At 37.8% G+C, this 22,813-nt stretch carries 20 protein-coding genes and 2 riboswitches; of the genes, 12 read left to right on the top strand and 8 right to left on the bottom strand.

What is annotated here, in order from left to right:
- Positions 1-323: 323 nt before the first annotated feature.
- The 3 genes from MMG00_RS04935 to bioA form a co-directional block, all read right to left on the bottom strand.
- Positions 324-2,033: an amidohydrolase gene (locus MMG00_RS04935; protein ID WP_242152241.1), complete on the bottom strand. Its 1,710-nt coding sequence runs from the start codon at positions 2,031-2,033 to the stop codon at positions 324-326.
- A 133-nt stretch (positions 2,034-2,166) separates the two neighbouring features.
- A complete protein-coding gene (locus MMG00_RS04930) occupies positions 2,167-3,096 on the bottom strand; it encodes an alpha/beta fold hydrolase (protein ID WP_242152238.1) in 930 nt (309 codons plus the stop codon).
- Between the two features lie 21 nt (positions 3,097-3,117).
- Entirely contained in the window at positions 3,118-4,416 is a 1,299-nt protein-coding gene (gene bioA / locus MMG00_RS04925) for an adenosylmethionine--8-amino-7-oxononanoate transaminase (protein ID WP_242152235.1), read from the bottom strand.
- Between the two features lie 307 nt (positions 4,417-4,723).
- On the opposite strand from bioA, the gene MMG00_RS04920 reads away from it, so the two are divergent.
- From MMG00_RS04920 to bioD, 3 genes are all read left to right on the top strand, one after another.
- Positions 4,724-5,941: an aminotransferase class I/II-fold pyridoxal phosphate-dependent enzyme gene (locus tag MMG00_RS04920; RefSeq protein WP_242152232.1), complete on the top strand. Its 1,218-nt coding sequence runs from the start codon at positions 4,724-4,726 to the stop codon at positions 5,939-5,941.
- A 6-nt stretch (positions 5,942-5,947) separates the two neighbouring features.
- A complete protein-coding gene (locus MMG00_RS04915; protein WP_242152228.1) occupies positions 5,948-6,886 on the top strand; it encodes a methyltransferase domain-containing protein in 939 nt (312 codons plus the stop codon).
- 224 nt (positions 6,887-7,110) lie between these two features.
- The gene (bioD, locus tag MMG00_RS04910; protein WP_242152225.1) at positions 7,111-7,794 is read left to right on the top strand and encodes a dethiobiotin synthase; all 684 of its coding nucleotides are present in this window, start codon (positions 7,111-7,113) and stop codon (positions 7,792-7,794) included.
- 390 nt (positions 7,795-8,184) lie between these two features.
- Here the strand turns inward: bioD and MMG00_RS04905 are convergent, their stop codons facing one another.
- Complete coding sequence (locus MMG00_RS04905) at positions 8,185-9,996, bottom strand: hypothetical protein (RefSeq protein ID WP_242152222.1); 1,812 nt, start codon at positions 9,994-9,996, stop codon at positions 8,185-8,187.
- Positions 9,997-10,225: 229 nt separating this feature from the next.
- Positions 10,226-10,361: riboswitch (SAM riboswitch) on the top strand.
- A 173-nt stretch (positions 10,362-10,534) separates the two neighbouring features.
- On the opposite strand from MMG00_RS04905, the gene MMG00_RS04900 reads away from it, so the two are divergent.
- Positions 10,535-11,797: a PLP-dependent transferase gene (locus tag MMG00_RS04900; RefSeq protein ID WP_242152219.1), complete on the top strand. Its 1,263-nt coding sequence runs from the start codon at positions 10,535-10,537 to the stop codon at positions 11,795-11,797.
- A 464-nt stretch (positions 11,798-12,261) separates the two neighbouring features.
- On the opposite strand, the gene MMG00_RS04895 is transcribed toward MMG00_RS04900, so the two are convergent.
- On the bottom strand, positions 12,262-12,870 hold the full coding sequence (locus tag MMG00_RS04895; protein WP_242152216.1) for a response regulator transcription factor: 609 nt from the start codon (positions 12,868-12,870) through the stop codon (positions 12,262-12,264).
- Positions 12,871-13,163: 293 nt separating this feature from the next.
- Here MMG00_RS04895 and MMG00_RS04890 point away from each other — a divergent pair, with 293 nt between their 5' ends.
- The 3 genes from MMG00_RS04890 to MMG00_RS04880 all read left to right on the top strand — a co-directional run bounded on the left by MMG00_RS04890 (position 13,164) and on the right by MMG00_RS04880 (position 14,956).
- Positions 13,164-13,595, top strand: coding sequence for a TOBE domain-containing protein (locus tag MMG00_RS04890; protein ID WP_242152212.1), 432 nt, complete (start codon positions 13,164-13,166; stop codon positions 13,593-13,595).
- Positions 13,596-13,740: 145 nt separating this feature from the next.
- Positions 13,741-14,199: an META domain-containing protein gene (locus MMG00_RS04885; protein ID WP_242152209.1), complete on the top strand. Its 459-nt coding sequence runs from the start codon at positions 13,741-13,743 to the stop codon at positions 14,197-14,199.
- Positions 14,200-14,341: 142 nt separating this feature from the next.
- Entirely contained in the window at positions 14,342-14,956 is a 615-nt protein-coding gene (locus tag MMG00_RS04880) for a class I SAM-dependent methyltransferase (protein WP_242152206.1), read from the top strand.
- 172 nt (positions 14,957-15,128) lie between these two features.
- Here the strand turns inward: MMG00_RS04880 and MMG00_RS04875 are convergent, their stop codons facing one another.
- From MMG00_RS04875 to MMG00_RS04865, 3 genes are all read right to left on the bottom strand, one after another.
- Positions 15,129-15,629, bottom strand: coding sequence for an integrase core domain-containing protein (locus MMG00_RS04875; RefSeq protein ID WP_242152204.1), 501 nt, complete (start codon positions 15,627-15,629; stop codon positions 15,129-15,131).
- Positions 15,586-15,966: an HTH domain-containing protein gene (locus MMG00_RS04870; RefSeq protein ID WP_242152201.1), complete on the bottom strand. Its 381-nt coding sequence runs from the start codon at positions 15,964-15,966 to the stop codon at positions 15,586-15,588. Before MMG00_RS04870 ends, MMG00_RS04875 begins: the two co-directional genes overlap by 44 nt.
- Before the next feature lie 80 nt (positions 15,967-16,046).
- On the bottom strand, positions 16,047-17,429 hold the full coding sequence (locus MMG00_RS04865) for an SLC13 family permease (protein ID WP_432805937.1): 1,383 nt from the start codon (positions 17,427-17,429) through the stop codon (positions 16,047-16,049).
- Between the two features lie 300 nt (positions 17,430-17,729).
- Here MMG00_RS04865 and MMG00_RS04860 point away from each other — a divergent pair, with 300 nt between their 5' ends.
- From MMG00_RS04860 to ribH, 5 genes are all read left to right on the top strand, one after another.
- Positions 17,730-18,269, top strand: a complete 540-nt coding sequence (locus MMG00_RS04860; protein ID WP_242152198.1) for an HdeD family acid-resistance protein — start codon at positions 17,730-17,732, stop codon at positions 18,267-18,269.
- Positions 18,270-18,457: 188 nt separating this feature from the next.
- Positions 18,458-18,585, top strand: a riboswitch (FMN riboswitch).
- Between the two features lie 395 nt (positions 18,586-18,980).
- Positions 18,981-20,120, top strand: coding sequence for a bifunctional diaminohydroxyphosphoribosylaminopyrimidine deaminase/5-amino-6-(5-phosphoribosylamino)uracil reductase RibD (gene ribD / locus MMG00_RS04855; RefSeq protein WP_242152195.1), 1,140 nt, complete (start codon positions 18,981-18,983; stop codon positions 20,118-20,120).
- A gap of 1 nt (position 20,121) precedes the next feature.
- Entirely contained in the window at positions 20,122-20,751 is a 630-nt protein-coding gene (locus tag MMG00_RS04850; RefSeq protein WP_242152192.1) for a riboflavin synthase, read from the top strand.
- A gap of 83 nt (positions 20,752-20,834) precedes the next feature.
- Positions 20,835-22,052: a 3,4-dihydroxy-2-butanone-4-phosphate synthase gene (ribB, locus tag MMG00_RS04845; RefSeq protein ID WP_242152188.1), complete on the top strand. Its 1,218-nt coding sequence runs from the start codon at positions 20,835-20,837 to the stop codon at positions 22,050-22,052.
- A 184-nt stretch (positions 22,053-22,236) separates the two neighbouring features.
- Complete coding sequence (gene ribH, locus MMG00_RS04840; RefSeq protein ID WP_242152184.1) at positions 22,237-22,701, top strand: 6,7-dimethyl-8-ribityllumazine synthase; 465 nt, start codon at positions 22,237-22,239, stop codon at positions 22,699-22,701.
- Positions 22,702-22,813: the final 112 nt, after the last annotated feature.

Here is a 22,813-nt window from a genome sequence, read left to right as displayed (position 1 = left end):
ATTTGTAGGAAGGGCTATTGTTTTACAATCACTTACATTTTAAAATTTAAATCAGCTGATAATTCAACGATTCACAATGAAGTAAAAAGGGCTTTGGGCAATACTCATGCAGCTTCTTGAAATATATTGCTAGGATTATGCAGAAAATACCTTAAAAAAGGTCAAAAAATGAATTGAAGTCCTAACGATGATAAAGCGATTAAATTATTTAATAAAGCCCTATTATAAGCCTTTAGTAAGCAGTTTGCATATAAAAGCCAGTAACGATGGTATTACTGGCTTTTTTACAATTTGATTCTTGTAAGTTGATGCTTATAAATATTTTAAGCTGTATAGACTTCCTTGCCGCCAACAAATGTTTTGAGAACTTTGACATTTTCAATATCGGCAGGATCATTTTTAAAGATATCTCGATCTAAAATAATATAATCTGCAAATTTTCCAGGCTCTAAAGAACCCACATATTTATCAGCATCGATCATATAGGCCGCTTCAATAGTGGCTGAACGTAAGACTTCATCGAAAGTGAGGTTTCTATCAGTATTAAGGCGAGGCGCATCTTCAGCACCTTTACGAGTAAGTGCTACTTTAAAGTCATACCACTCATTAAGCGGGTCAATAGGCCAGTCACTGCCAAAAGCTACACGAACACCGGCATCATAAAATTTTCCAGCAGGTTCAAGATTATCAAAACGATCTTCCCCTAAAACATCACGCATCTCATCGCTAAATGCTTGACTATATCCCGCCCATTGATAAGAGAGACAAGGCATAACTTTCAGCGCTTTAAAGCGCGCAAATTGATGTGGTGATGTTAATTCATTATGAGCAAGGCTTGGGCGTATATCTTTACCGGGAAGCTTATTGCGCATAACCTCAATAGCATCTAAAGTCACTTCAATGGCGCCATCTGCTACCGTATGCATGTGTGGGTGAAAGCCTTTCTCGCTCACTGCAGAGATTAGCGCTGTCAGAAGCTCATTAGGATAGTAAAGATCCCCTTTATTATTAGATGGCTGCCAATTAGGTGCTTCTTTACTGCCTAAGTTCTCCCGATAAGGCGCTAATAGTGCCGCTGTATTAATAGGGCATTGCATCACTCCATCTACAAAGAATTTGGCATGTTGAATAAAGATGCCTGGTTTTTCTGACCATGATTTATCGGTATATTTTTCAGCAAACTGCATCATAGTGGCAACGGCGGCTGGAACATCGGCCACTGTTGGTGAGTTATCTGGTGTAATTTCTCGCGCACCTAAAAGACGAATTGTTAAACGATCCTCTTCTTTTAACGTTGTAAAAGCATCAAATTGAAGCGGTAAAGCGCGAGCATCCATGACGGTTGTCACGCCTTGGCTATTGAGAAGTTGCTGAACATCTTCAGCAACAACGATGGCGCTTTTTGCATCTAATACCGGAATACTATCAAAAGCACGCATTGCTGGTGCATCTTCCATAATACCGTTTAAAGTCCCATCAGGAAAACGGCGGATAGTACCATCAACTGGTGTTGGCGTATTTTCGTCAATGCCAAAGAGCTCTAATGCACGGCTATTTGCCACTAATGTATGACAGTCATTTGCAAAAAGAATGACAGGACGTTTTGTGTTTAAGGTATCAAGATCACGGCGGGTAATATCTGTGCCTAGTGGTAAAACTTCTTGGCGTAAAAATGCACGAACTTGTAACCAATCGGTATCACTTGTACGCGTGGTATCTTGATCAATATGTTTTTGAACAAAGGCAAGAGTATCTGCTACCGTTAAGCTGGCGTAATTAAGGTTGCAGCTTGCACGTTGTAATCCGCCCCAAAAGGGATGGAGGTGGGAATCAATGATTCCCGGCATTAACATTTTTCCTTGAAGATCGATCACTTCACTATGGTCATTTTGTAAGGTAAGAACCTCTTCATTATTCCCTGTTTTAAGAACTTTCCCCGCCGCAAAAGCGACTGCTGTATGGATATTGTTCTCTTTATCCGCGGTGAAAACTGTCCCGTTGATATAAATCTTTTCTGCAAAAATTTGTGCCATGAAATCTCCTTAAATATGAATAAAGTACGGCCCAAAAATGGATCATTTAGCCTTAAATGATCGGTTGTTTTTCAATGCATTGTAAGCTGATAAGGATTATTTTCCTAACTTTTCACAAAGAATTGCTGCATACTTATTGCGTAAGGATATCTTGAAGAAGCGCGATTAGCTTTTGCGGATTCTCCTCAGGTAGTAAGTGATCTGCATCTTCAATCATCCCCTTAGATTGGCCTATGGCTTTCATTCCTGCTTGGGAGCTAATTTGAAAAATATCTCGTGAATTTCCCCCATAAAAAATCGTGATGGGGACTTTTTGGTTAATCGCTAATAACGCTTCAGGAGTAATAGGCTCGGGTTCTTTTTGGGTTAAGAGCTTTGATAAAGAAGCTGCATTTTCTTGTTTAATCTGCTGAATATCTGCTTTTTGATCTGAAAGAGAATATTGTGCATTTTTACAAGCACTAATAAAATGATCAACCGCAGCTGCGGGTTTTCCTCGGCGATAAGCTTTAATAATGGGGCTCATCATTTTGGTAAGGTCTTTGGTAAAATCAGTTTGCTGACCCTCACTAATGCCATAACTTGGAACAATCAGCTCATAGAGCGTTAATGATTTAAAAAGCTCTGGCGCAAGCTTTGCGGCAAGGAGTGAAACATGACACGCATAGGACCAAGCAACGATAATAAACTTTCGTTCAGGACGATTTTCTTGTTGGTTTAGGGCTTTGCAAAAAGCAATAAGCTCTTTAGCGTGGCGCTGTGTATCAAATAATTCTGGAGAGTGAGTATCTTGACCAAACCCCGATTGAGTAAGGGCGATAGTTTCAAATTCTGGAAATTGATGAAGATATGGTAACCATGTTCTTGCATCCCCTAAAATGCCGTGCAGAAAGAGAATACTAGAATCTTTCTGTATGCCTGTTTGTGGCGTTACTTTGAGGTAAGAGAGGGTGATTTCTTGCATATTTTCATTTTCATTTTCTTGCTTATCCTTGTATTCACTTTCTGGGGAGTTTTCTAGGTGCGAGAAAATATTAATACGTTCTTGAATAATACTCATCATTAATGCCTTATCAAAACTTTGTTATAGGACAAACTTAGAAAAATCATCACGTTGTAATAACTTGACTAATGTGCCTGTGAGCTGCGATAACTCCTCTTTTGAGGTGACAAAGGGCGGCATAATATAGACCAGTTTATTAAAGGGGCGAATCCAGACACCATTTTCGACAAAATATTCTTGAATATGTGCTTGATTGACAGATTGTTTCAACTCAACAACACCAATAGCACCTAGAACACGGACATCTTGAATATGGGGATTCTTTTTGAGAGGCGCTAATAACTCACGCTTTAATTGCGCTTCAATTCGATGAACGTTCTCTTGCCATTGTCCATTATCAAGTAAGGAGAGACTAGCATTCGCAGCCGCACAAGCAAGAGGATTTCCCATAAAAGTTGGGCCATGCATAAAGCATTTTGCTTCCCCATTACTGATAGTTTCAGCAACATGGCGCGTTGTTAAAGTAGCTGAAAGAGTAAGATATCCTCCTGTAAGGGCTTTGCCAAGACACAAAATATCTGGCTCAATGCCAGCATGTTCGCAGGCTAAGAATTTACCGGTTCTACCAAATCCTGTGGCTATCTCATCAAGAATAAGCAGTACGCCTGTTTCATCACACAGTTCTCGGAGTACTTTTAGATAATTAGGATGATAAAAGCGCATGCCACCAGCGCCTTGAACGATTGGCTCGGCAATAACGGCAAAGAGTTCTTGATGGTGAGTTTTAAAAAGTTCTCGTAGATTATCCGCCGCACTGTCATGCCACGCTTCATCAAATCCTACAGTGAAAGTATCTGCAAAAAGGTGATTAGGGAGATAATCACCATAGAGAGAGTGCATAGAATTAGCAGGGTCACAAACGGCCATAGCCCCAAATGTATCCCCATGATACGCATGTGAAAGTGAGAGTACTCGATGGCGAAATTCCCCTTTTGCATGCCAATATTGAAATGCCATTTTAAGCGCAACCTCTACGGCAACTGAGCCTGAGTCTGCTAAAAATACGCATTCAAGATTGCTAGGCATAATATCAATAAGCTTTTGTGCCAGATCAACGGCAGGTTGGTGCGTAATGCCGCCGAACATGACGTGTGAAACTTGTTCAAGCTGCGCTTTTATTGCCTCATTCATCACAGGGTGGTTATAGCCATGTAATACGGCCCACCATGATGACATTCCATCAATAAGTTCTTGTCCATCTTCAAGCTGTAATTTAACACCATTTGCAGATTTTACAGGATAACAGGGAAGTGGTTCACTCATAGAGGTATATGGATGCCAAATATGCTTTGAATCAAACGCTAAATCGATTTTACTCATGGTGATAATTTCTCTTTTTTAGATTAACTTTACTATTGTTGTCTGTTGGTTTCTCGGTCGATTGTGTGATGTTTTTTACCCATTATTGTGAAATTAAACCGAGTTCAAAAGAGCTCTATGGTACTATAAATTCTTGTTTTTGGTCTGAGCAAAGTCGCTTTTGTTCAGGGATTAGCAAGGTTTTATAAAAAATAAAAAACGTTAGATCATTGTTATTTCATCATTTTTTATCGGTGTAGAAGAAGTTAAATTACTTATAGAAAAAAGTAAACAATAGATCAATTAGGGAAGAGATACCGTACAGTTTATGTGGCACACAAGAATTAATACGGCTCTAAAAGAGCAGAAAAAAAGAGATCGATATCGGCAACAATCTGTTTGCACTACAAACAGTAGTAGTGTTTCGATTCAGGTGGATCAAAATCATTATTTTAATTTTTCATCTAATGATTATTTAGGATTAGCACATCACCCTCAAATGATTGCTAGCGCAGTAGATAGCGCTAAAGCTTTAGGTGTTGGTAGTGGGGGATCTCCTCATGTGACAGGATATAGTGCATCCCTTTCAGGGCTAGAAGCAAAACTTGCATCTTGGTTAGGATATGAGGCGGCAATTGTTTACCCTTCTGGTTTTACGGCAAATCAAGCCGTTATAAAGCTTATGATTGAACAAAATGACCTAATGATTGCTGATCGTTTATCTCACGCATCGCTGTTAGAGGCGGCAGTTTTTTCTAAAGGGAGATTGTTCCGTTTTAAACATAATGATTGCCAATCTTTAAAGAGCTATCTTGATAAACCATTGCCAGAAAATGCCGGTAGATTAGTTATTACGGAAGGGGTTTTTAGTATGGATGGTGATCATGCACCTTTAAAGGAGATTAAGGCTTTAACAGATCAGTATGATCATACATTACTAATGATTGATGATGCTCATGGTATAGGTATTTTTGGTGAGGGTGGACGAGGCTCTTGTGATCTTTATGGCATAAAGCCAGATATTTTAGTTGTGACTTTTGGCAAAGCTTTTGGCTGTAGCGGGGCGGCGCTCTTATTGTCTGAGGAATTAAAAGCTTATTTTATTCAATTTTCAAAACCCTTGATTTACAGTACCGCAATTTCACCAATGCAAGCTGCGATCTTAGATAGGGGGATTGATCTTATTGCCTCTAAAGAGGGTGATCAAAAACGGGCAAAATTAAAGGAAAATATTACTTATTTTAGAGCAAAAGTAGAGAGTTTATTACAAGAGGTTGCGCAAAAAGATAGTAATATGACTTTACCTTATCTCTTAGCTTCACAAAGCCCAATTCAACCACTTATTATTGGCAGTGATCAAGCAGCATTAGAAATTTCTAAAAAGCTTCGGGATAATGGGATTTGGGTTTCAGCTATTCGCCCGCCAACAGTTCCCCCTAATACCGCAAGACTTCGGATAACGATTACCGCAGAACATTCATTGATAATGATTGATACGTTAATCTTGGCGCTACAAAATGCCATTTATGAGCAGTTTTTGGGATAGCCTATTGTGAAATCTATTGATAATGAATTAATCAGCATGCAAAGCGTGAGAGTGCCTCTTTCTAAAATGACATCTAAACCTGAGTCTATATCTAAGTCTGAGCCTATGATCACAACTTTAAATCAGATTCAAAAGCCTTTGATTAATGCCGAATTTAGTAAAAATGCCAAGCTTTATGATTCCGTTGCCAAAGTGCAGCGAAAAATTGCGGATCGCTTAGTATCACTGACACTTTTAGCCCATTTTAAGGATCAGGCTCACGAACTTTCTATTTTGGATGCAGGTTGTGGCACGGGTTATGTTGGTTTAAGTTTATGCAATGCGCTTTTTGCGCAAAAAGCGTTAGTGACTAAATTGCCGAGTGTAACAGCGCTCGATCTATCTAAGGAGATGCTAGAGGTCGCGCGAATGAGAAATATTTATGAAGCTTATTATCAAGGTGATATTGAAGCGTTACCCTTTGCAGATTCAAGCTTTGATTTGGTATTAAGTAGCCTTGCGATTCAGTGGTGTCATGAGCCTCAAAGAGCGATCTCAGAATTGGTGCGTGTTGCAAAAAGTGCTTTTAAAAGTAGAGATGAAAATGAGAAAGCTGCGAAGCCTAGCGTGATAATCTCAACCCTAGTTGAGGGGAGTTTGCATGAATTGATTTCTGCATTTAAGACTATTGATGATGAAAAACATGTGATTGATTTTATTTCAGAAAGTGCCTTGAGCAAAATTGTTGAGCAATATGGAGGAAAAGTGACGATATACAAAGAAATAATGCATTTTGAATCACTTAAATCACTTTTTAAAAGCCTTAAAAATATTGGTGCGACAGCGCTTAAAAATCGCCGTAAAGGTCTATTAGGAAGAGAGAGTTATCAAAAACTAGAGCAGTTTTTTAAACATAATGGTGGCTATCAACTAACCTATACAGTGGCCTTAATCGAAATCCCCTAGGGATTGAATTTCTAAAACCGCTTTTAAAAGCCCATAAAAGAAGATTTTCCGGCGCACCTGTTATGAGAATACGAGAATCGTTTAACTTGCATCGTGCAAGCTAGTTTGGTTCATACATGAGTGTTTTACTTTTAAAATAGTTTCTTAAGCCAAATAGATAATAGGCTCCAATAAATAGAGATCTAACAATAAATAGAGATCTAACAATAAATAAGAGGATGACAATGAATCAGCCAAAACCTAAAACATGGTTTATCACAGGAACCGATACGGAAATTGGTAAAACCTATTCAACAACAAGATTATTAGCCGCGCTTAATGAAGCGAATATGCCGGCAAATGGTTATAAGCCTGTTGCATCAGGAGCTGCAATGACAGAGCTTGGGCTTAAAAATCCGGATGCTTTTGGGCATTTAAAAGCCTCTTTTGATTCTTTGCAGTATGAAGAGGTGAATCCTTACTTTTTTGAAGCGGAGGAAGCGCCCCATATCTTGGCAGATGAGTTAGGACAACCTATTTTCTTTGAAAAGATGACAAAAGGGCTTCGTCATTTAGAGGCGAAAAATAGAATTACGTTGGTTGAAGGTGCCGGTGGTTGGTATACGCCTTTAAGTTTTGAGAAAAGCTTTAGTGATTGGGTGGTGGAAAATCAATTGCCCGTCATTGTGGTGGTTGGCTTAAAGCTTGGGGTGATTAACCATGCGCGTTTAACGTTTGATGCGATTGAAAAGGCTGGTTTAAAGGTTACCGGCTGGATCGCCAATCATCTTTCTGATTCGGCAAGTCTTAAAAATTATATTATCGGGATTCAAGCGTTTACCGATATCCCTTTAATAGGTGAAATACCATATAAAGGCGCTATTAGCGCCGATCATGGTGGGTACTTTGATTTAACGCATTTTTCGTAATAAAGGCTTTTTTAAAGTATAGTGAAATCACTTTAAAAACCACGGAATCAGATTGCCGGCGCACCGATTATGAGAAGCACAAGAATCGTTCTATCTGGCACAGTGCAAGCTGATTTGATTCATACGCCATACTGTTTTATTTTTAAAGCAATTTCTCTTAAACCAAATTAGCTATAGAAAAACCTAAAGCTTGAATTTAAAAGGCATTATCCTTGAGCGCCGTGATAAACAGCTCTTTCAAGATAATGCCTTTTTATATGGAGTTTTTGCTACAGTCTCTTCGGTTTAAAAAGGTCTATCTTGCGGCGGGAGAGAATGTTTGCATTCTTCTAGTTATTTCGTGCCCGCAATTTAAATTAACGGTTTTTTTAAACCTATTTTACGATAAAACTACTCTTTGATTAGCTCTCCTTGAAGAGTCGTTTTTCCCTCTTTAAACTCATAAAATGATGTTTTTTCAGTAGGCGCCTTAGCTTCAGCTACCTCTTTAGAATCGGATGCTTCATCAGTTGATTCCACGCTATTTTCTTCAATTAGTGGCATTGCGTGGTATTTAGCAATATTTTTAATACTGTTTTTAGCAAGTTTGGGCAAATTTTTCCAAGTCATATTGCTGAGTAACTTACTAAAAAGTACTTTTTCCGCAACGTGCCCTTGAAATGCCGGTGAAAAGATCTCTAAAGTCACGCCCGGTTGGATCTCTTTGAAATAGCTAATGCCTGATGCTTCTTTGGGATCTGTAGAGTAGAAATAGATAGGATTTTGCCAAACTCCTTTCACGTCTTTTCCCTCATCCTCTAAGTGATGTTCAAACTCTTTTGCATCTATTTCAGCCCCATTATTTAATGCTTTCACTGCGGCGATCACATTTTTTAGTGATTCATTATGAATTTTAAGATAGGTTTCATTAAATTGATAATCCCCAAAATGTTGGGTAAAGAGATGATAACCATTTTGAGTATTAGGCCCTTCTTTTAAGAAGAGTGCATCACTTGTCAGGATTCGTTTTACTTCATTTTGGTAGTTTTCATAGATATTATCCACGCGAAACATCTGCTTTAGCGTAATCTGATAACGTGATTGCAGCTCTTTAAGGGGGAGTGAAAAATCAGTTAATAAAATGGTTTTACTCTCAGCAGCAGTAGTTGCTTTCTCATCTTTTGCTTTGGGCTTGGTGGTTGTCTTATTCTTATCCGCATCAATTAATGTGGATTGAAGGGTATTGATGGCTTGAAAATGGCCTAAAATATCTTCTAATGTTCGGCTTTCCGTAAGGGCTATCGCAAGCTGTTTTAATGCCGGGAAATATCGGTACTGGATACTATAAAAACCTGTAGTATCTCTTGCTAATAAGTTGTTTTGATCGGCAAAAAAATGTTGGTTTTCTGTATCTAAAGCCGTGAGATCTAAATTGGGTGCTTCTTTTGATGGAATAATAAAAAGGTAAGAGATTGTATCCACTTGATGAACATCGCTACTTGGCATTGCATTGCTATAAAAAGAGAGAATCTCAACCTTTGGGTCTTTAGGATCAATCGTGATATTACCTATTTCAAAGGAAGCCATCTCCGTATGCTCTGGAATGCCGTAAATTAAGCCATTACTCTGAATAGGGGTTAACTTTAAGGTTAGATGATCACTAATTTCATGAATAACGCCCCAGTAGTTGGTGGCAAAGAGTTTTGCAATATCAAGGCTAGGGAGTGTTTCTTCGATAATAGGTTCTTCAACGATTTCCGGCATTTCTTGCAATGATTTAATTTGAGGATCATCAGCAGCGACTTTTGTCAGTGAAAATTGTAAAGCACACTTTGCTTGCTGGCATTTTCCAAAATCTTCGCTTTTTACTTGGATGATGCTATTTTTTTGTGGGGTCAATTGATATGTTGCCAATTGGCTTAAGACTAAATTTTCAGGGGTGATGATGCCATTAGCCATCTCTTTGTGAGTAAAATGATGCATCATTGGTAGCTCAATTGTAAAATAGCTCTGTTCTAAGGACTCAATAATCTCTTGCGTGATGATGAGTTTTTGCGCATCATCAATCGTTGTTTCATCTTTTAGAAACTGAACAGTTATCTCTTTTGGCAGATAAGCACCCGATTGAATTTCAAGTGGTTCTTCATTACTACAAGCAGCTATCAAAGAAGCCATTGTCAGCATCAAAATCGCGCGAGATTTATTCCACCAGTGACGTTGCATAATTTTTCCTTAAAATGAATTTATCAGTAGTATAACGATGATTTTTTTAAACCGCGAGTTTAAAGCGGGAATAAATAATGACAGAAAAGATAAAATATAACATTGCTTAAATGATTGTAAGGCGAAAGGAATTGCGATTTTTAAGGTCTTTTTATCATAAAATTAATGAAATGTTATTGCCTTTATGAAATGACTATGCGTATTATGGAGTCACGTTGTGAATAACAATATTTTATCAAGAGTGGTGGAGGGATAGGCCCTATGAAACCCGGCAACCTGAATAGCGATATTTAAGGTGCTAACTCCTACAGTGACAGGATGTCAATCAAGCCCTTTGATTGAGTATCTAACCTGAGAGATAAAAGCGATGGAAGCCCTGCCAACACTGCTTGATAAAAAAGAAATGCGTGTTGGCTTTTTTACGCTCGCTATAAATCGGCTTGTAAATCTGATTGGATCAAGCGGCTATTTTGAGCTAAATTAACCTCACTGTAATCAGTATGATAAGAATAAATATTTATAGATAGGTGAATAAATTATGGGTAAGCGAGAGATCAATCAAGCATTAGGCTTTAATAGTAAAATCTTAACAAGTGATAAGAACCATGCAGATATTCATGGGGCAATGAATGCACCTATTTATCGAGGTGCTGCCTTTGAGTTTAGAGATTCTAAAGCGATAGCCGATGCGTTTCAAAATAAAGAAGAGATTCCCTCTCATACTTATTCACGTATCACCAATCCAACGGTTGAAGCATTAGAAAATAAGATTAAGGCAATTTCAGGTGCAAAAGATGTGATGATGCTAAGTAGTGGAATGGCAGCCATCTCTAATACCTTTATGGCACTGAGCTACGCAGGCAGCAATATTGTGACTTCCCCTCATCTTTTTGGAAACACTTTTGCCTTTTTTCAATATACTTTAGCTGAATTTGGAGTGGAGGTCCGTTTTGTGGATACGGATAATCTTCAAGAAATTGAAGCGGCGATAGATGATAATACTTGCGCTTTTTTCTGTGAAGTAATGACAAATCCTCATTTAGAAATTGCCGATCTTGTTGGCATTAAAGCGATTCTAACCAAACATCAAGTTCCTTTAATCGTCGATAGTACAGTCATTCCTTGGGGGGGATTTGAGGCTAAAAAATGGGGCGTTGATATTGAAGTTGTCTCAACGACCAAATATGTATCGGGTGGTGCTACAAGCATTGGTGGGGCGATACTGGATTATGGCGCTTTTGATTGGGCCCATAATAAGCGCTTACAAAAGGTCAATAACCCGGCACCATTTTCAGCCTTTATGTTTAAAATTAAACGAGAGATTGCGCGAAATTTTGGGGCTTGCATGGATCCAGATAGTGCTTATGCGCAAATTATGGGGTTAGAGACCTTAAAATTGCGTTATCAAGCGGTGAGCCAATCGGCTTTTGAATTAGCACAGTTTTTAGAAACGCACAGTCGTATTGTTAAAGTGGCGTATCCTAAATTAGAGAGTTTTCCTTATAAGGCATTGAGTGAAAAGTTTTTTATCGGCAACCCTGGGGCGATGTTAACTTTTAATTTAAGCTCTAAGGCAGAGTGTTTTCAGTTTTTAGATGCTTTAAAACTGATTCGACGAGCAACTAATCTTTTTGATAATCGCACCTTAATTATTCATCCTGAATCGACCATTTATGGCACTTTTACGCCAGAGATGAAGCAAGTAATGGGAATTGATCCTACTTTAATTCGACTTTCTGTAGGATTAGAAGAAGTGGAAGATTTAAAAGCAGATATTACCCAAGCGCTCTCTAAATTATAAATTAATAGAGGTTTTAAATGATTTAATAAGCTCTTGATGGGATTATCTAAAAAGTGAAATGGGCTTTAAGTGTTGTATCTTGAGCCTTTTCGCTTTTTTAATCTCTCTTTCTTTCTCCCTCTCATTTAGTTTTATAATATAGTGAAATAGGTTTAAAAGGCTGATTTAAATGCCTGCGTATCGGCTATGAACAATAAGAGATATCTTCTATCTGGCATCTTGCAAGCACTATTTATAGTAAAATCGATTTAAAAGAGACTGCATTAGATTGTCGGCGCATCAGTTATGAGAAGCGCAAAAATGGTTCTATCCGGCATCATACAGGTGGATTTGATTCACACACTGTACAGTTTTAGTGTTTCTTAAACCGGTTCGAGGATATTGTGATTAATTTTTATTAATGGAGATAAAAATTGCCATGATTTAAAGTACGGGCGTTTCTTAAAAAGATAATGGAGCGTTCGTTATGCGCTAAGGTCATTTCTTACCGCATAAACAGCAGCTTCAACACGGCTTGAGACTTTAAATTTCTTTAAAATATTTTGTACGTGAACTTTCACAGTACTTTCTGAAATCGAGAGTTCTCTGGCAATCTCTTTATTGCTATCCCCTTTAACTAACCATTCTAAGATCTCTAATTCTCTTGGTGTTAAGTCTTCTAAATAGTTGGTAATCTCTTCATCATGATGTTGTAAGACTTTGGCAATAAATATTAAAAACTCTTGGCTATCAATGCTTTTTGTATAGGTATGTGCTTGTTCTAAGCGCTGTAGCGGAGCATGTAAAAATGCTTGCTGTGAGGTTAGGAGAATAATTCGTAGTTGCGGGTGATGATGGATAATGGATTGTAAGAGATTCAATTGAAAATCATCTTTTATTAAAGCTGCTTCAATTAGCAGCAGGTCAATTGTAGATTCTTGTAAAAATTGAAGACCATCTTCTATATTTTCAAAGTTTGTAATCACATGGTAATAATGATCCCTATCTTGTGAGAGAAGAAAGGCAATTTTTTCGCGAAATAATCTATTTTGATCGATCACCATAATATGTGATGGATGATGTAATTGGCTCATAGAGTTAAAATATCCCTGCTACTTATCAATCATTTTTTAATAAAAATGTGATGAATTATCTATTGTCATTTTTTGTGATCTGTGACTATTGAAGCATTATAAAGGATTCTTCAAGTAATCTCATATAAAATAAGTATGTCTTTTAATCATCATTAACAGATTCTTTGATTAGAAAATAATACCTTTCTTAAAATTTTTTGAAAACTATTTAAGACACTATAAACTAATCACGATTTTATAAAACCTCCTGATACAATATAGGGAGTGATTACAATAAAAAAGGGGAATAAAGTATGAGACAGATATCGGCTCGTAACCAATTGTCAGGAAAAGTAAGTGCTATTTTTGAAGGTAGCGTTAATAATGAAGTAATCATTACTTTAGATAACGGTGATGAAATTGTCACGGTGATTACTAAGCAGAGCTGTAAAGCGCTACAAATCAATTTAGAAAGAGCGGTTGTGGCAATTATTAAAGCGCCGTGGGTTGTGTTAGCGAATAAACATTCAGGACTTGCTTTCTCTGCTCGTAATCAATTTGAAGGGGTGATTCGCACTATTAATAAAGGGGCGGTAAATAGTACTGTAGGCTTTGAAACAGCTAAAGGGCTATTGTTAACGGCAGTTGTTACAAATGAGAGTGTTGAAGAGATGGCATTAGAGATTGGTCATGAGATCTTAGGATTAGTGAAAGCCTCAAGTATTATCGTTGCAACAGCTTTATAAAATGGTAAAAAGTTCACTCATCAAAGGGATTTAAGAGTGCGCTTTATTGATGTTATAATTAACATTGAAGCCGTGAAATGAGAGAGAAATATTGAAGATATTTTATCTCTTTCGTAATTTTAGTAAATTATTAGGACTCAAGTTTATGAAAAAGTTATTATTAGGTTCTGTAGCATTAGTACTCATTGCAGCTTGTTCTAGCAAAGGAAGCATGATGGCACAATTAGACACCAAGATTCCAACAGCGCAAGAGCTACAACATCATCACTATGAATTAGTTAGTGTCAATGGTAAGGAACTTGATCTTGAGAAAGGAAGCTTAGTACCAACAATTGCCTTTGGCGAAGGGATGAGAATTACCGGAACAATGTGTAATAATTTCTTTGGCGAGGGATATTTTAGTTCTCGGGGGGTCTTAAAAGCAAAAGGGCTTGGGATGACTCGTAAGTTCTGCACAGATAGTGCTTTAAATAATCTTGATGGTGATATTAGTGAGCTTCTTGACCGTGGTGCTGAAATTATTATTTCAGAAAATGGCCAATTTTTACGACTCTCTAATATCCAAACGGCATTGGAATTTAAGTTAGCAGATAAGATGCGCTAGTGATAGGTAAGCGGTAAATAGATTATTAGGAAATAAAAGAAGCGATATTTAAAGATCGCTTTTTTTATTTTTATAAATAATCTCATTGAGACTTATAGAAAAGAGATAGGGAAAAAGAACAATGAAAAAGGAGAGCTAAAAGATGAAGTCGCATTGGAATGAGCGTTTTTTAAGAAAAGAGTATCTTTATGGCGAAGCTGCAAATCAATTTATCCAAGAGTTAGAGCCTGTTTTACAACCTGAAGGGTCATTGTTAGCCATTGCTGAAGGCGAGGGGAGAAATGCGCTCTTTTTAGCAAAAAAGGCTAAAGAGGCTAATAGAGTATTAAGTATTGATCTGTGGGATTATTCAGATGTAGCTTTACAAAAAGTAAATGCAAGAAAAGGTGATCTCACGATTAAAACAAGGGAAGTTGATTTAACGACAGTTACTTGGGGTGAGGATCAATACGATTATGCCTGCTGTGTTTATGGGCACTTTGATCAAGTAATGCAAAGAGAAGTCTTTCAAGGGTTACGCCAAGCGGTGAAAAATGGAGGCTGGATCTTTGGAGAAGTCTATTCGAAGGAGCAAGTTACCTACGGCACAGGTGGTCCTAGAGATATTGAGTATCTCTATTCTCCTTCAATGTTTTTAGACATATTTGCCACTGATTTTTTTAAGCATCTTTATGTGGGAGAAGTAACACGCAGCGAAGGGGAGCTACATCAAGGATTATGTCATGTGATTCAATTTGCAATTGAGGTTCGTAAATAAATGATTCTGTAAGCGCTCATAGCTGTAATTGAGAAGATAAGCGCAAAAAAGCGAAAGGGATTTGATTCCCTTTCGCTTTTCTATTTCATTATTTGCCGTTTATGAGTTGCTAAGATAATTGATTACCGAGAATACTATGAGTTTGTTAATCTGTTAGAAATCGGCGGGTTGTTTACACTTCAGTGTTAAAATAATTTTCTAAAACTTCATAAGGCGTTAAACCATTAATACCCTTATGAGGTTTTACTGTGTTGTAATAGTTCAAAAATCGTTTTAGCTTCTTTTTCCGATCATCTGAACTGATAAACTCCTCCTGATTATGCCACATTTCCATGAGTGTTCGAATGACTCTTTCTGCTTTTCCATTCGTTTGAGGGCAAGCTGGCTTTGTAAACTTTTGATTAATCTTATGTGTTAGACACATTTCGACAAAGGCATGTTCTGATGTACCTTTATACTCACGACCATTATCCGAATAGGTGCATTCTACAGTATAGGGACACTGTTCTAACAGATCCCATCGAAGAAATTCAGCAGCACTAAACTGTGATTTATCAGGATAAATACCGGCATAAAGTTCTCTTGAAAAATCATCAATTCCTACAAATAAATACTCTCTAGTGCGATTTTTAAGATCTCCTTTTAAAAGAGGGAGCGCGTTTAGTATCCACATGGACCATCTCGCCAGGATAGTTTTTGTTATAACGTTTAGCCCTCTTTTTAAGTTTCTCTTCAATAGATTTTTCAATCTTTGCAAGACGTTTAATGCCATACTTAATTGTTCTATAACGTTCATTTTTACTAGCTAATGGCACAAACAAGTTCAATACCTTGCCTTGTTTTAGTACTTTATAGATCGTAGGTCTGCTTACCATAAAACGCTCAGCTAGATAGGTTACGGTAAATTTTTCTTGATGATGTAATCGCCAAATCTCTTCTCGATGAAACGGCGTTAATTTTGTTTTTCGATGGATATTCATAACAGTATTTTCTCCTAATACTGTAAACAACGCGATAAAATCCTACAGTTAATCAACTCTTTTTGCTATTTGAATATCTGTGATGAATAATCCTAGCAACTTGCACTTACTTAGAGTAAGAAGAAGTAAGCGTAGATTGTTAAAATCGCGATACAACAGACGTTTAATACACCACCGGCTAACATCATATCGCGTTGTCTTAAATGACCTGTGCCAAAGACAATCGCATTGGGTGGCGTTGCTATAGGTAGCATAAAGGCACATGATGCGCCTAATCCAATCATTAGAACAAGTACTTCTTGCGGCATTCCCATTTCAGATGCAACAGCTGCAAATACCGGTACTAAAAGTGCAGCAGATGCCGTGTTACTTGTGAACTCTGTCAAGATAATGATAAAGACAACAACGACAAGAATCACGACTAATGGGTGAGATTGGCCAAAGATATCAGCAACGGTATTTCCTAAAATCGAAGAAGCGCCTGAGCTACCTAAGATTGCACTTAATGTTAAGCCACCTCCGAAAAGGAAGAGAACGCCCCAATCGGTGTTTTCAGAAACATCTTGCCAAGAAGCAAGGCCTAAAACAACGACAGAAACAGCACAAGCAATCGCCACAAATGTATCAGGTGATGAGATCCCTAAATGTTTTTGTAGTAATGAACCAAAAATCCACGCAAGCGCTGTAACAACGAACAAAATCGTTGCAAGAATGCGAGGTAATGTCCAAGGAATGACTTCATCTGTGACATCAATACGCATATTGAGTTTTGGTTTAAAGATGAAATAGAGCACAAGAAGCATCACCGGCATTAATACGAGCATCATTGGGATACCGACTAAGAACCAGTCATCAAAGCTATAATTTAATGCTTTTGCGGCAATCGCATTAGGTGGTGAGCCTACAAGCGTTCCAAGACCACCAATACTTGCCGAATAGGCAATCCCTAAAAGGATAAAGATAAATGTGCCACGCTCTTTAGAGAAATCAAGATTACTCATAATCCCAAGCGCAAGCGGTAGCATCATCGCTGCTGTTGCGGTATTACTAATCCACATTGATAAACCGGCGGTCACAAAAAAGAGCGAAAATACGGTAATTCCTAAATGACCTTTTGATAGGCGGATCATAAAGAGCGCAATTTTACGGTCAATTTTTTGCATGTGTAATGCCGTTGCTAAGGCGAACCCACCAAAGAAGAGGAAGATAATGGGATCTGCAAAGCTAGTTAATGAGCTTTTTAATGTAACGGTCTCAGGTACTCCAAGCACAACGGCAGTAAGAGGGACCATTAATGCAGTAATTGTTGTATGAACAATCTCCGTTAACCAAAGCGCACCGATAAAAAAGAGAATAATTAACCCTTTATTGGCTTGTTCGGTAAATGGTAGGAATCGATAGATTACTGAACAAATTGCGATAATAATAGCGATCCCAATAAGTGATCGAATGACTTTTGCTAAATTGAAGCGGGAAACTTCCTCCGCTAGCAAGTCTGGATTAGGGGCTGAACTTGCCACAAATATACTCCTTTATAGATAAAATAGATATTCTTATAGTTAATAGCACCGATCTTTATAGTTGATACATGATCTGATTGCAATGTTCTATATAATTATTTGTCAGATTTTTGACATCACGAAAATATTAAATTCTGGAGTGATGAATGAATTAGCGATAATATTCGTATATCTAACATCAATTAATTGATATAATTTATATAGTAAATAAGTAACAATAATTGACTTAAATCAGAATATATTTTCATTAATAGCAAAAAAGGAGTCGGTGAAATGGATCGCGCAATTAAGAACTGGTGGGTGTGGGTTTTAGTGGGGGTACTTTATGTTGTACTAAGTGGGTTCCTATTTTTTAAGCCTTTCGCAAGTTTTGTACTCCTAGCCCAATTTATGGTGGCTTTTTTCTTCGTAACAGGGATCTTTGAAATCTTTTACGCGCTCACTAATAGGAATGTGGCAGGATGGGGGTTTAATTTAGCAATGGGGATTCTCCAAGTCTTTATCGGGGGCTATATTATGAAGCACTCTAGTGAAGGAATGCCGGAGATGATGATGATCTTCCTAATCATGTTCTGGTTAATTTTTTATGGTATCTCGGCAATCTCATTCTCATTTAGTTTACGTAAAATGGGTGTAGGTGCTTGGTGGTTAACGCTTATTGTGGGTATTCTGGCTCTCTTAGTTGGTCTTGGGATCCCTTATTCTCCGGCAAGTGGTATCGTATTTATGACGACGCTTTTAGGAATTTCGGCATTAATTATTGGTCTTTATAGTCTCTATTTTGGTTTTGCTGTTCGCAGGGTAAGACATTAAAAGAAAAATTTTAAAGGTATTTTCGTTAAATGGTTTTCTATTAACGCCAACTTAACGTGATAACCTACTGAAAAGGCTTAAAAAGAGTGATTTTAGATAAATCACTCTTTTTTTTTAAGGCTAGAAGCGCTATAGTAGAGAGGTTGTTAGATATTTAAGAGTTATTTAACAAATATTTGAGTCATACAATTTATCTTTGGGGCAGGGTGCAGAATAAAAATTCTAATTCCCGACCGGCGGTTAAAGTCCGCGAGCGAAAGCTGATTTTGGTGAAATTCCAAAACCGACAGTATAGTCTGGATGGTAAAAGATAAGTGGGATTCGATAATAGTGTTGATAGTCATATCACATTATTATGAAAGATCTATATGGAAATATGGATTCGTAAGGTGTTTAACGTAAGGTGTTGAGAAAAACCTGATCTAATATGCGTAAGTGTGAAATAAGAATTATTTGAGCACTGATGGTTAATCATAAATTTCAGGGGACTATTTTAAAAAAGTAGTTTATAAGATCGTTTTTGATGATGCCTTTGTTGAATCAGAAAATAAAATCTCTCTTTTTAGAAGGTTTTATATTACGAGTAAATATTTAAGCTGCCGTAGAATATTGATTCTAGAGAGCACAAGGTGATAATAAACCTCCTTAAGATCCCGCTGAAAGATCATCAAGCCCCATTTTTAAATTCTAAAATTTAAATGGGGTTTTTTCTTGTCTAGAAAATTTGAAACAAAGCAGCATCAATCAGACCTTCAGTTTTTAAAAGAAGCGATGGCGCTTGCCACAAAAGGATATGGTCGAGTCTCTCCCAATCCTTATGTCGGGGCACTTCTAGTAAAAGAGGGGCAAATCATTGGCCGAGGGTTTCATCGGGCTGCCGGCGAAGCTCATGCAGAAGTGATGGCGGTAAAAGATGCGCTTGAAAATGGGCATGCGCTAAAAGGTACCACCCTTTATGTAACTTTAGAGCCCTGCTGTTTTCACGGTAAAACCCCGGCATGTACTGATTTAATTTTAAAATCGGGAATTACTAGAGTGGTGACGGCAATGGAAGACCCTAATCCGAGCGTTGCCGGAAAAGGTCATCAAATTTTAAGAGATGCGGGGATTGAGGTTGTCACAAATCTCTTAAAGGCTGAAGGGGATCGATTAATTCGCCATTTTGCCTTAAATCAGCGCGAAAAACGCCCCTTTGTGACTTTAAAGGCGGCGTTAAGTTTAGATGGGAAATTAGCCACACAAACTAAAGATTCAAAGTGGATTACAGGTAGTGAGGCAAGAAAGCAAGGGCATTTTTACCGGGGAGAGCATGATGCTATCTTAGTTGGAAAAGGGACATTACTAGAAGATGACCCAGCACTTACTGTTCGTTACGGTTTTGAGACTAAAGCGCCTGTTAGAATCTTAATGATTAATGATTTTTCTAATCTTGATGAAAAAGTTATCAAGAGCTATCAATTTTTTGATACAAGCCTTGCGCCATCAATGATCTGTTATCACGAAAAAAATCCACCAGAATCTTCGATTGCAGCAAGTATAAGTCAGAAAGGGGTAAAACTAGTTTCTCTTAAAGAGACATCGCCGCAAGCATTATTAGCCTACTGTTTTGAAAATGGTTTGATGAGTCTTTTTATCGAAGGGGGCGCTGGTATTTATGATGCCTTTATTACGGCGGATCTTGTCGATGAGTATTTACTCTTTTATGGCCCAAAACTGATTGGGAACCCAAATGCGCTTGAGCTTTGGAAAAATAGTCCTATTAAGAATTTGGAAGATGCACCACAATTATCCATTATATCTGCAAAGATGTGTGGGGAATCACTTTTAACCACTGCAACAAGGAGCCGATAGAATGTTTACTGGAATTATTGAAGAGCGTGGAGAGATTGTCGCAATTGCGCATAGCGCGAATATTTCACGGTTAACTTTTAAAGCAAAGACTGTCTTAGAGGATGTCAAACTCGGCGATAGTATTGCCGTTAATGGGGTCTGTTTAACGGTTACTGATTTTACTAATGAGTCTTTTAAGGCTGATGTAATGCCGGAAACTTTAAAACGAACAGGGTTTGACCAATATCAAAAAGGGACTCTAGTGAACTTAGAGCGAGCGCTGCGAGTTGGCGATAGGCTCGGCGGGCATATGGTTAGTGGACATATTGATGGAGGGGCAAAGCTCTTAAAGATTGATGATCTAGGCGATATTAAAGAGCTCACATTTGAGCTAAAAGTCCCGCATGAAGGACTTATTATCCCCAAAGGGTCCATTGCAATTGATGGAATTAGCCTGACGATTATTAGCGTCACCGATCGCACCTTTAAAGTGGGCATTATTCCCCATACATTTGATCATACTAATCTACAAAAGCTGAAAATTGGCGGCAGAATTAATATTGAATTTGACATGGTTGGGAAATATATCAAAGCCCAACAACAAAGTAGCGTATCACTCAATTATCAGCAGCTTTCAAACTGGGGATATTAAGAGTAAGAGTATAAAGCGCTTCACATTGATGAATAATGAGATTTGATTTTACATTTAAAATAGAGAATTAGGGAAAACGAGATATGACAACAATATTTCAAGAGTACGGTTCAATTGAGAGAGTGCTTCAAGCAATTGATGTGCTTAAAAAAGGTGGCATGATCATTATTACAGATGATGCTTCTAGAGAAAATGAAGGGGATCTTATTATGCCGGTTGAAACAGTGACGGCAAAAGAGACTAACTTTATGATTCGTCAAGCGGGGGGATTAATCTGCGCACCTATCTCTAAAGAGTATGCCGATCGTTTAGATCTCCATCCGATGGTGGTAGACAATAAAGACCCCTATAAAACGGCTTTTACGGTGACCATTGATTTAGCGACAACACATACCGGAATCTCAGCATTTGAGCGTACAGAGACTTTAAATGCTTTAGCCGATGAATCATTGAGTGGTAAGGATTTTAATCGCCCAGGACATATTTTCCCATTAATCGCAAAAGCTGGGGGCGTTTTAGAGCGCCGAGGTCATACTGAAGCTGCTATTGATATTGTGACATTAGCGGGATTTAAGCCGGCAGCGGTCATTTGTGAAATCTTAAAAGAAAATGGAGAGATGGCGCGCCAGGATGATTTAAAAGTTTATGCAAAAGAGCATGATCTTTTACTTCTCTCTATCCAGGATCTTGTAAACTACCGCTTAATGCTCGAAGATGAGAATGTTTTAATGCCGCTTAGTAGTGCAACGCTCCCAACAGTACATGGGGAGTTTGATATCTATACCTTTCCTAATAAAAATGGGGGAGAGCCGCATATTGCATTAGTGAATAAAGATCATGATCACACGCAAACTGCAACAGTCAGGATTCATTCAGAATGCTTAACGGGAGATGTGTTTTCATCGGTAAAATGTGATTGTCATGCACAGCTTGAATTTGGCTTAAAAGAGACTGCGGCGGCAGAAAATGGCATTTTACTCTATCTGCGTCAAGAAGGCCGTGGTATTGGGATTGTCGAGAAATTAAAAGCGTATCGTTTACAAGAAGAAGGGCATGACACCATTGTTGCCAATCAGATGCTTGGATTTGGTGCAGATGAGCGCACCTATGACGAAGCTGCAAGAATATTAAAATTCTTTAAAGTGAAGAAGATTCAGTTATTGACAAATAATCCCGATAAAATTGCAGCGATGGAAATTGCTGGCATTGAGATCGAAAGACAAGGAACGCCTCGTTTTGAGACTGCTGAAAATGAGGGATATCTCAATATCAAAAGAGATCAGATGGGGCATCATCTCTAAATAAATAGAGAAAGATTTTTAATACAGAAATATCTCATAAGCAAACATTGATCTAGATCAATGTTTGTGAGTTTTTTTTGTTAAAAGTAACGGTTAAAAAAAAGGGTTATTAAATAATTAAAATAACGCTTTTTAAATGATTAATTTTCAAAATAGATTTTTTTAAAATAAAATGGAGCAAATAATGAAAGTATTAGAAGGTCAGTTATCAGTTAAGGGTAAAAAGATTGCAATCGTTGCAGGACGCTTTAATAGTTTGATAACAAAACAATTAATCGATGGCGCTAAAGATGGATTACTAAGAAGCGGTATCAAGGAAGCAGATATTACACTTGCTTGGGTGCCAGGGGCTTATGAGATCCCATTGATTGCTAAAAAATTTGCAGAAAAGTCTGAATATGATGCAGTAATCTGCCTTGGCGCTGTTATCCGCGGTGCAACGGCACACTTTGATTATGTCGCAGGAGAAGCGGCAAAAGGCATTAGCAAAATTGGTCTAGAGTGCGGAAAACCTGTAATGTTTGGGGTTTTAACCGTTGATACGATAGAGCAAGCGTTAGAAAGAGCAGGAACAAAAGCCGGAAATAATGGTTTCTCGGCGGCAATGGGTGTTGTAGAAATGCTCAGTTTGATCGATGAGATTGCTTAAGAGAGTGGTTTTTAGCCATTTCTTTTATAGTCTAATCTTGGTATCATGTCGGCGGAATAAGGTTCAATGATGAGATAAATTAAAAGAATAAAGTCATTGAAGAAATACCTTA

Origin of the sequence: Ignatzschineria rhizosphaerae (assembly GCF_022655595.1) — a bacterium.
GTDB classification, from domain to species: domain Bacteria; phylum Pseudomonadota; class Gammaproteobacteria; order Cardiobacteriales; family Wohlfahrtiimonadaceae; genus Ignatzschineria; species Ignatzschineria rhizosphaerae.
This window is presented reverse-complemented; position numbering and strand designations above follow the sequence as displayed.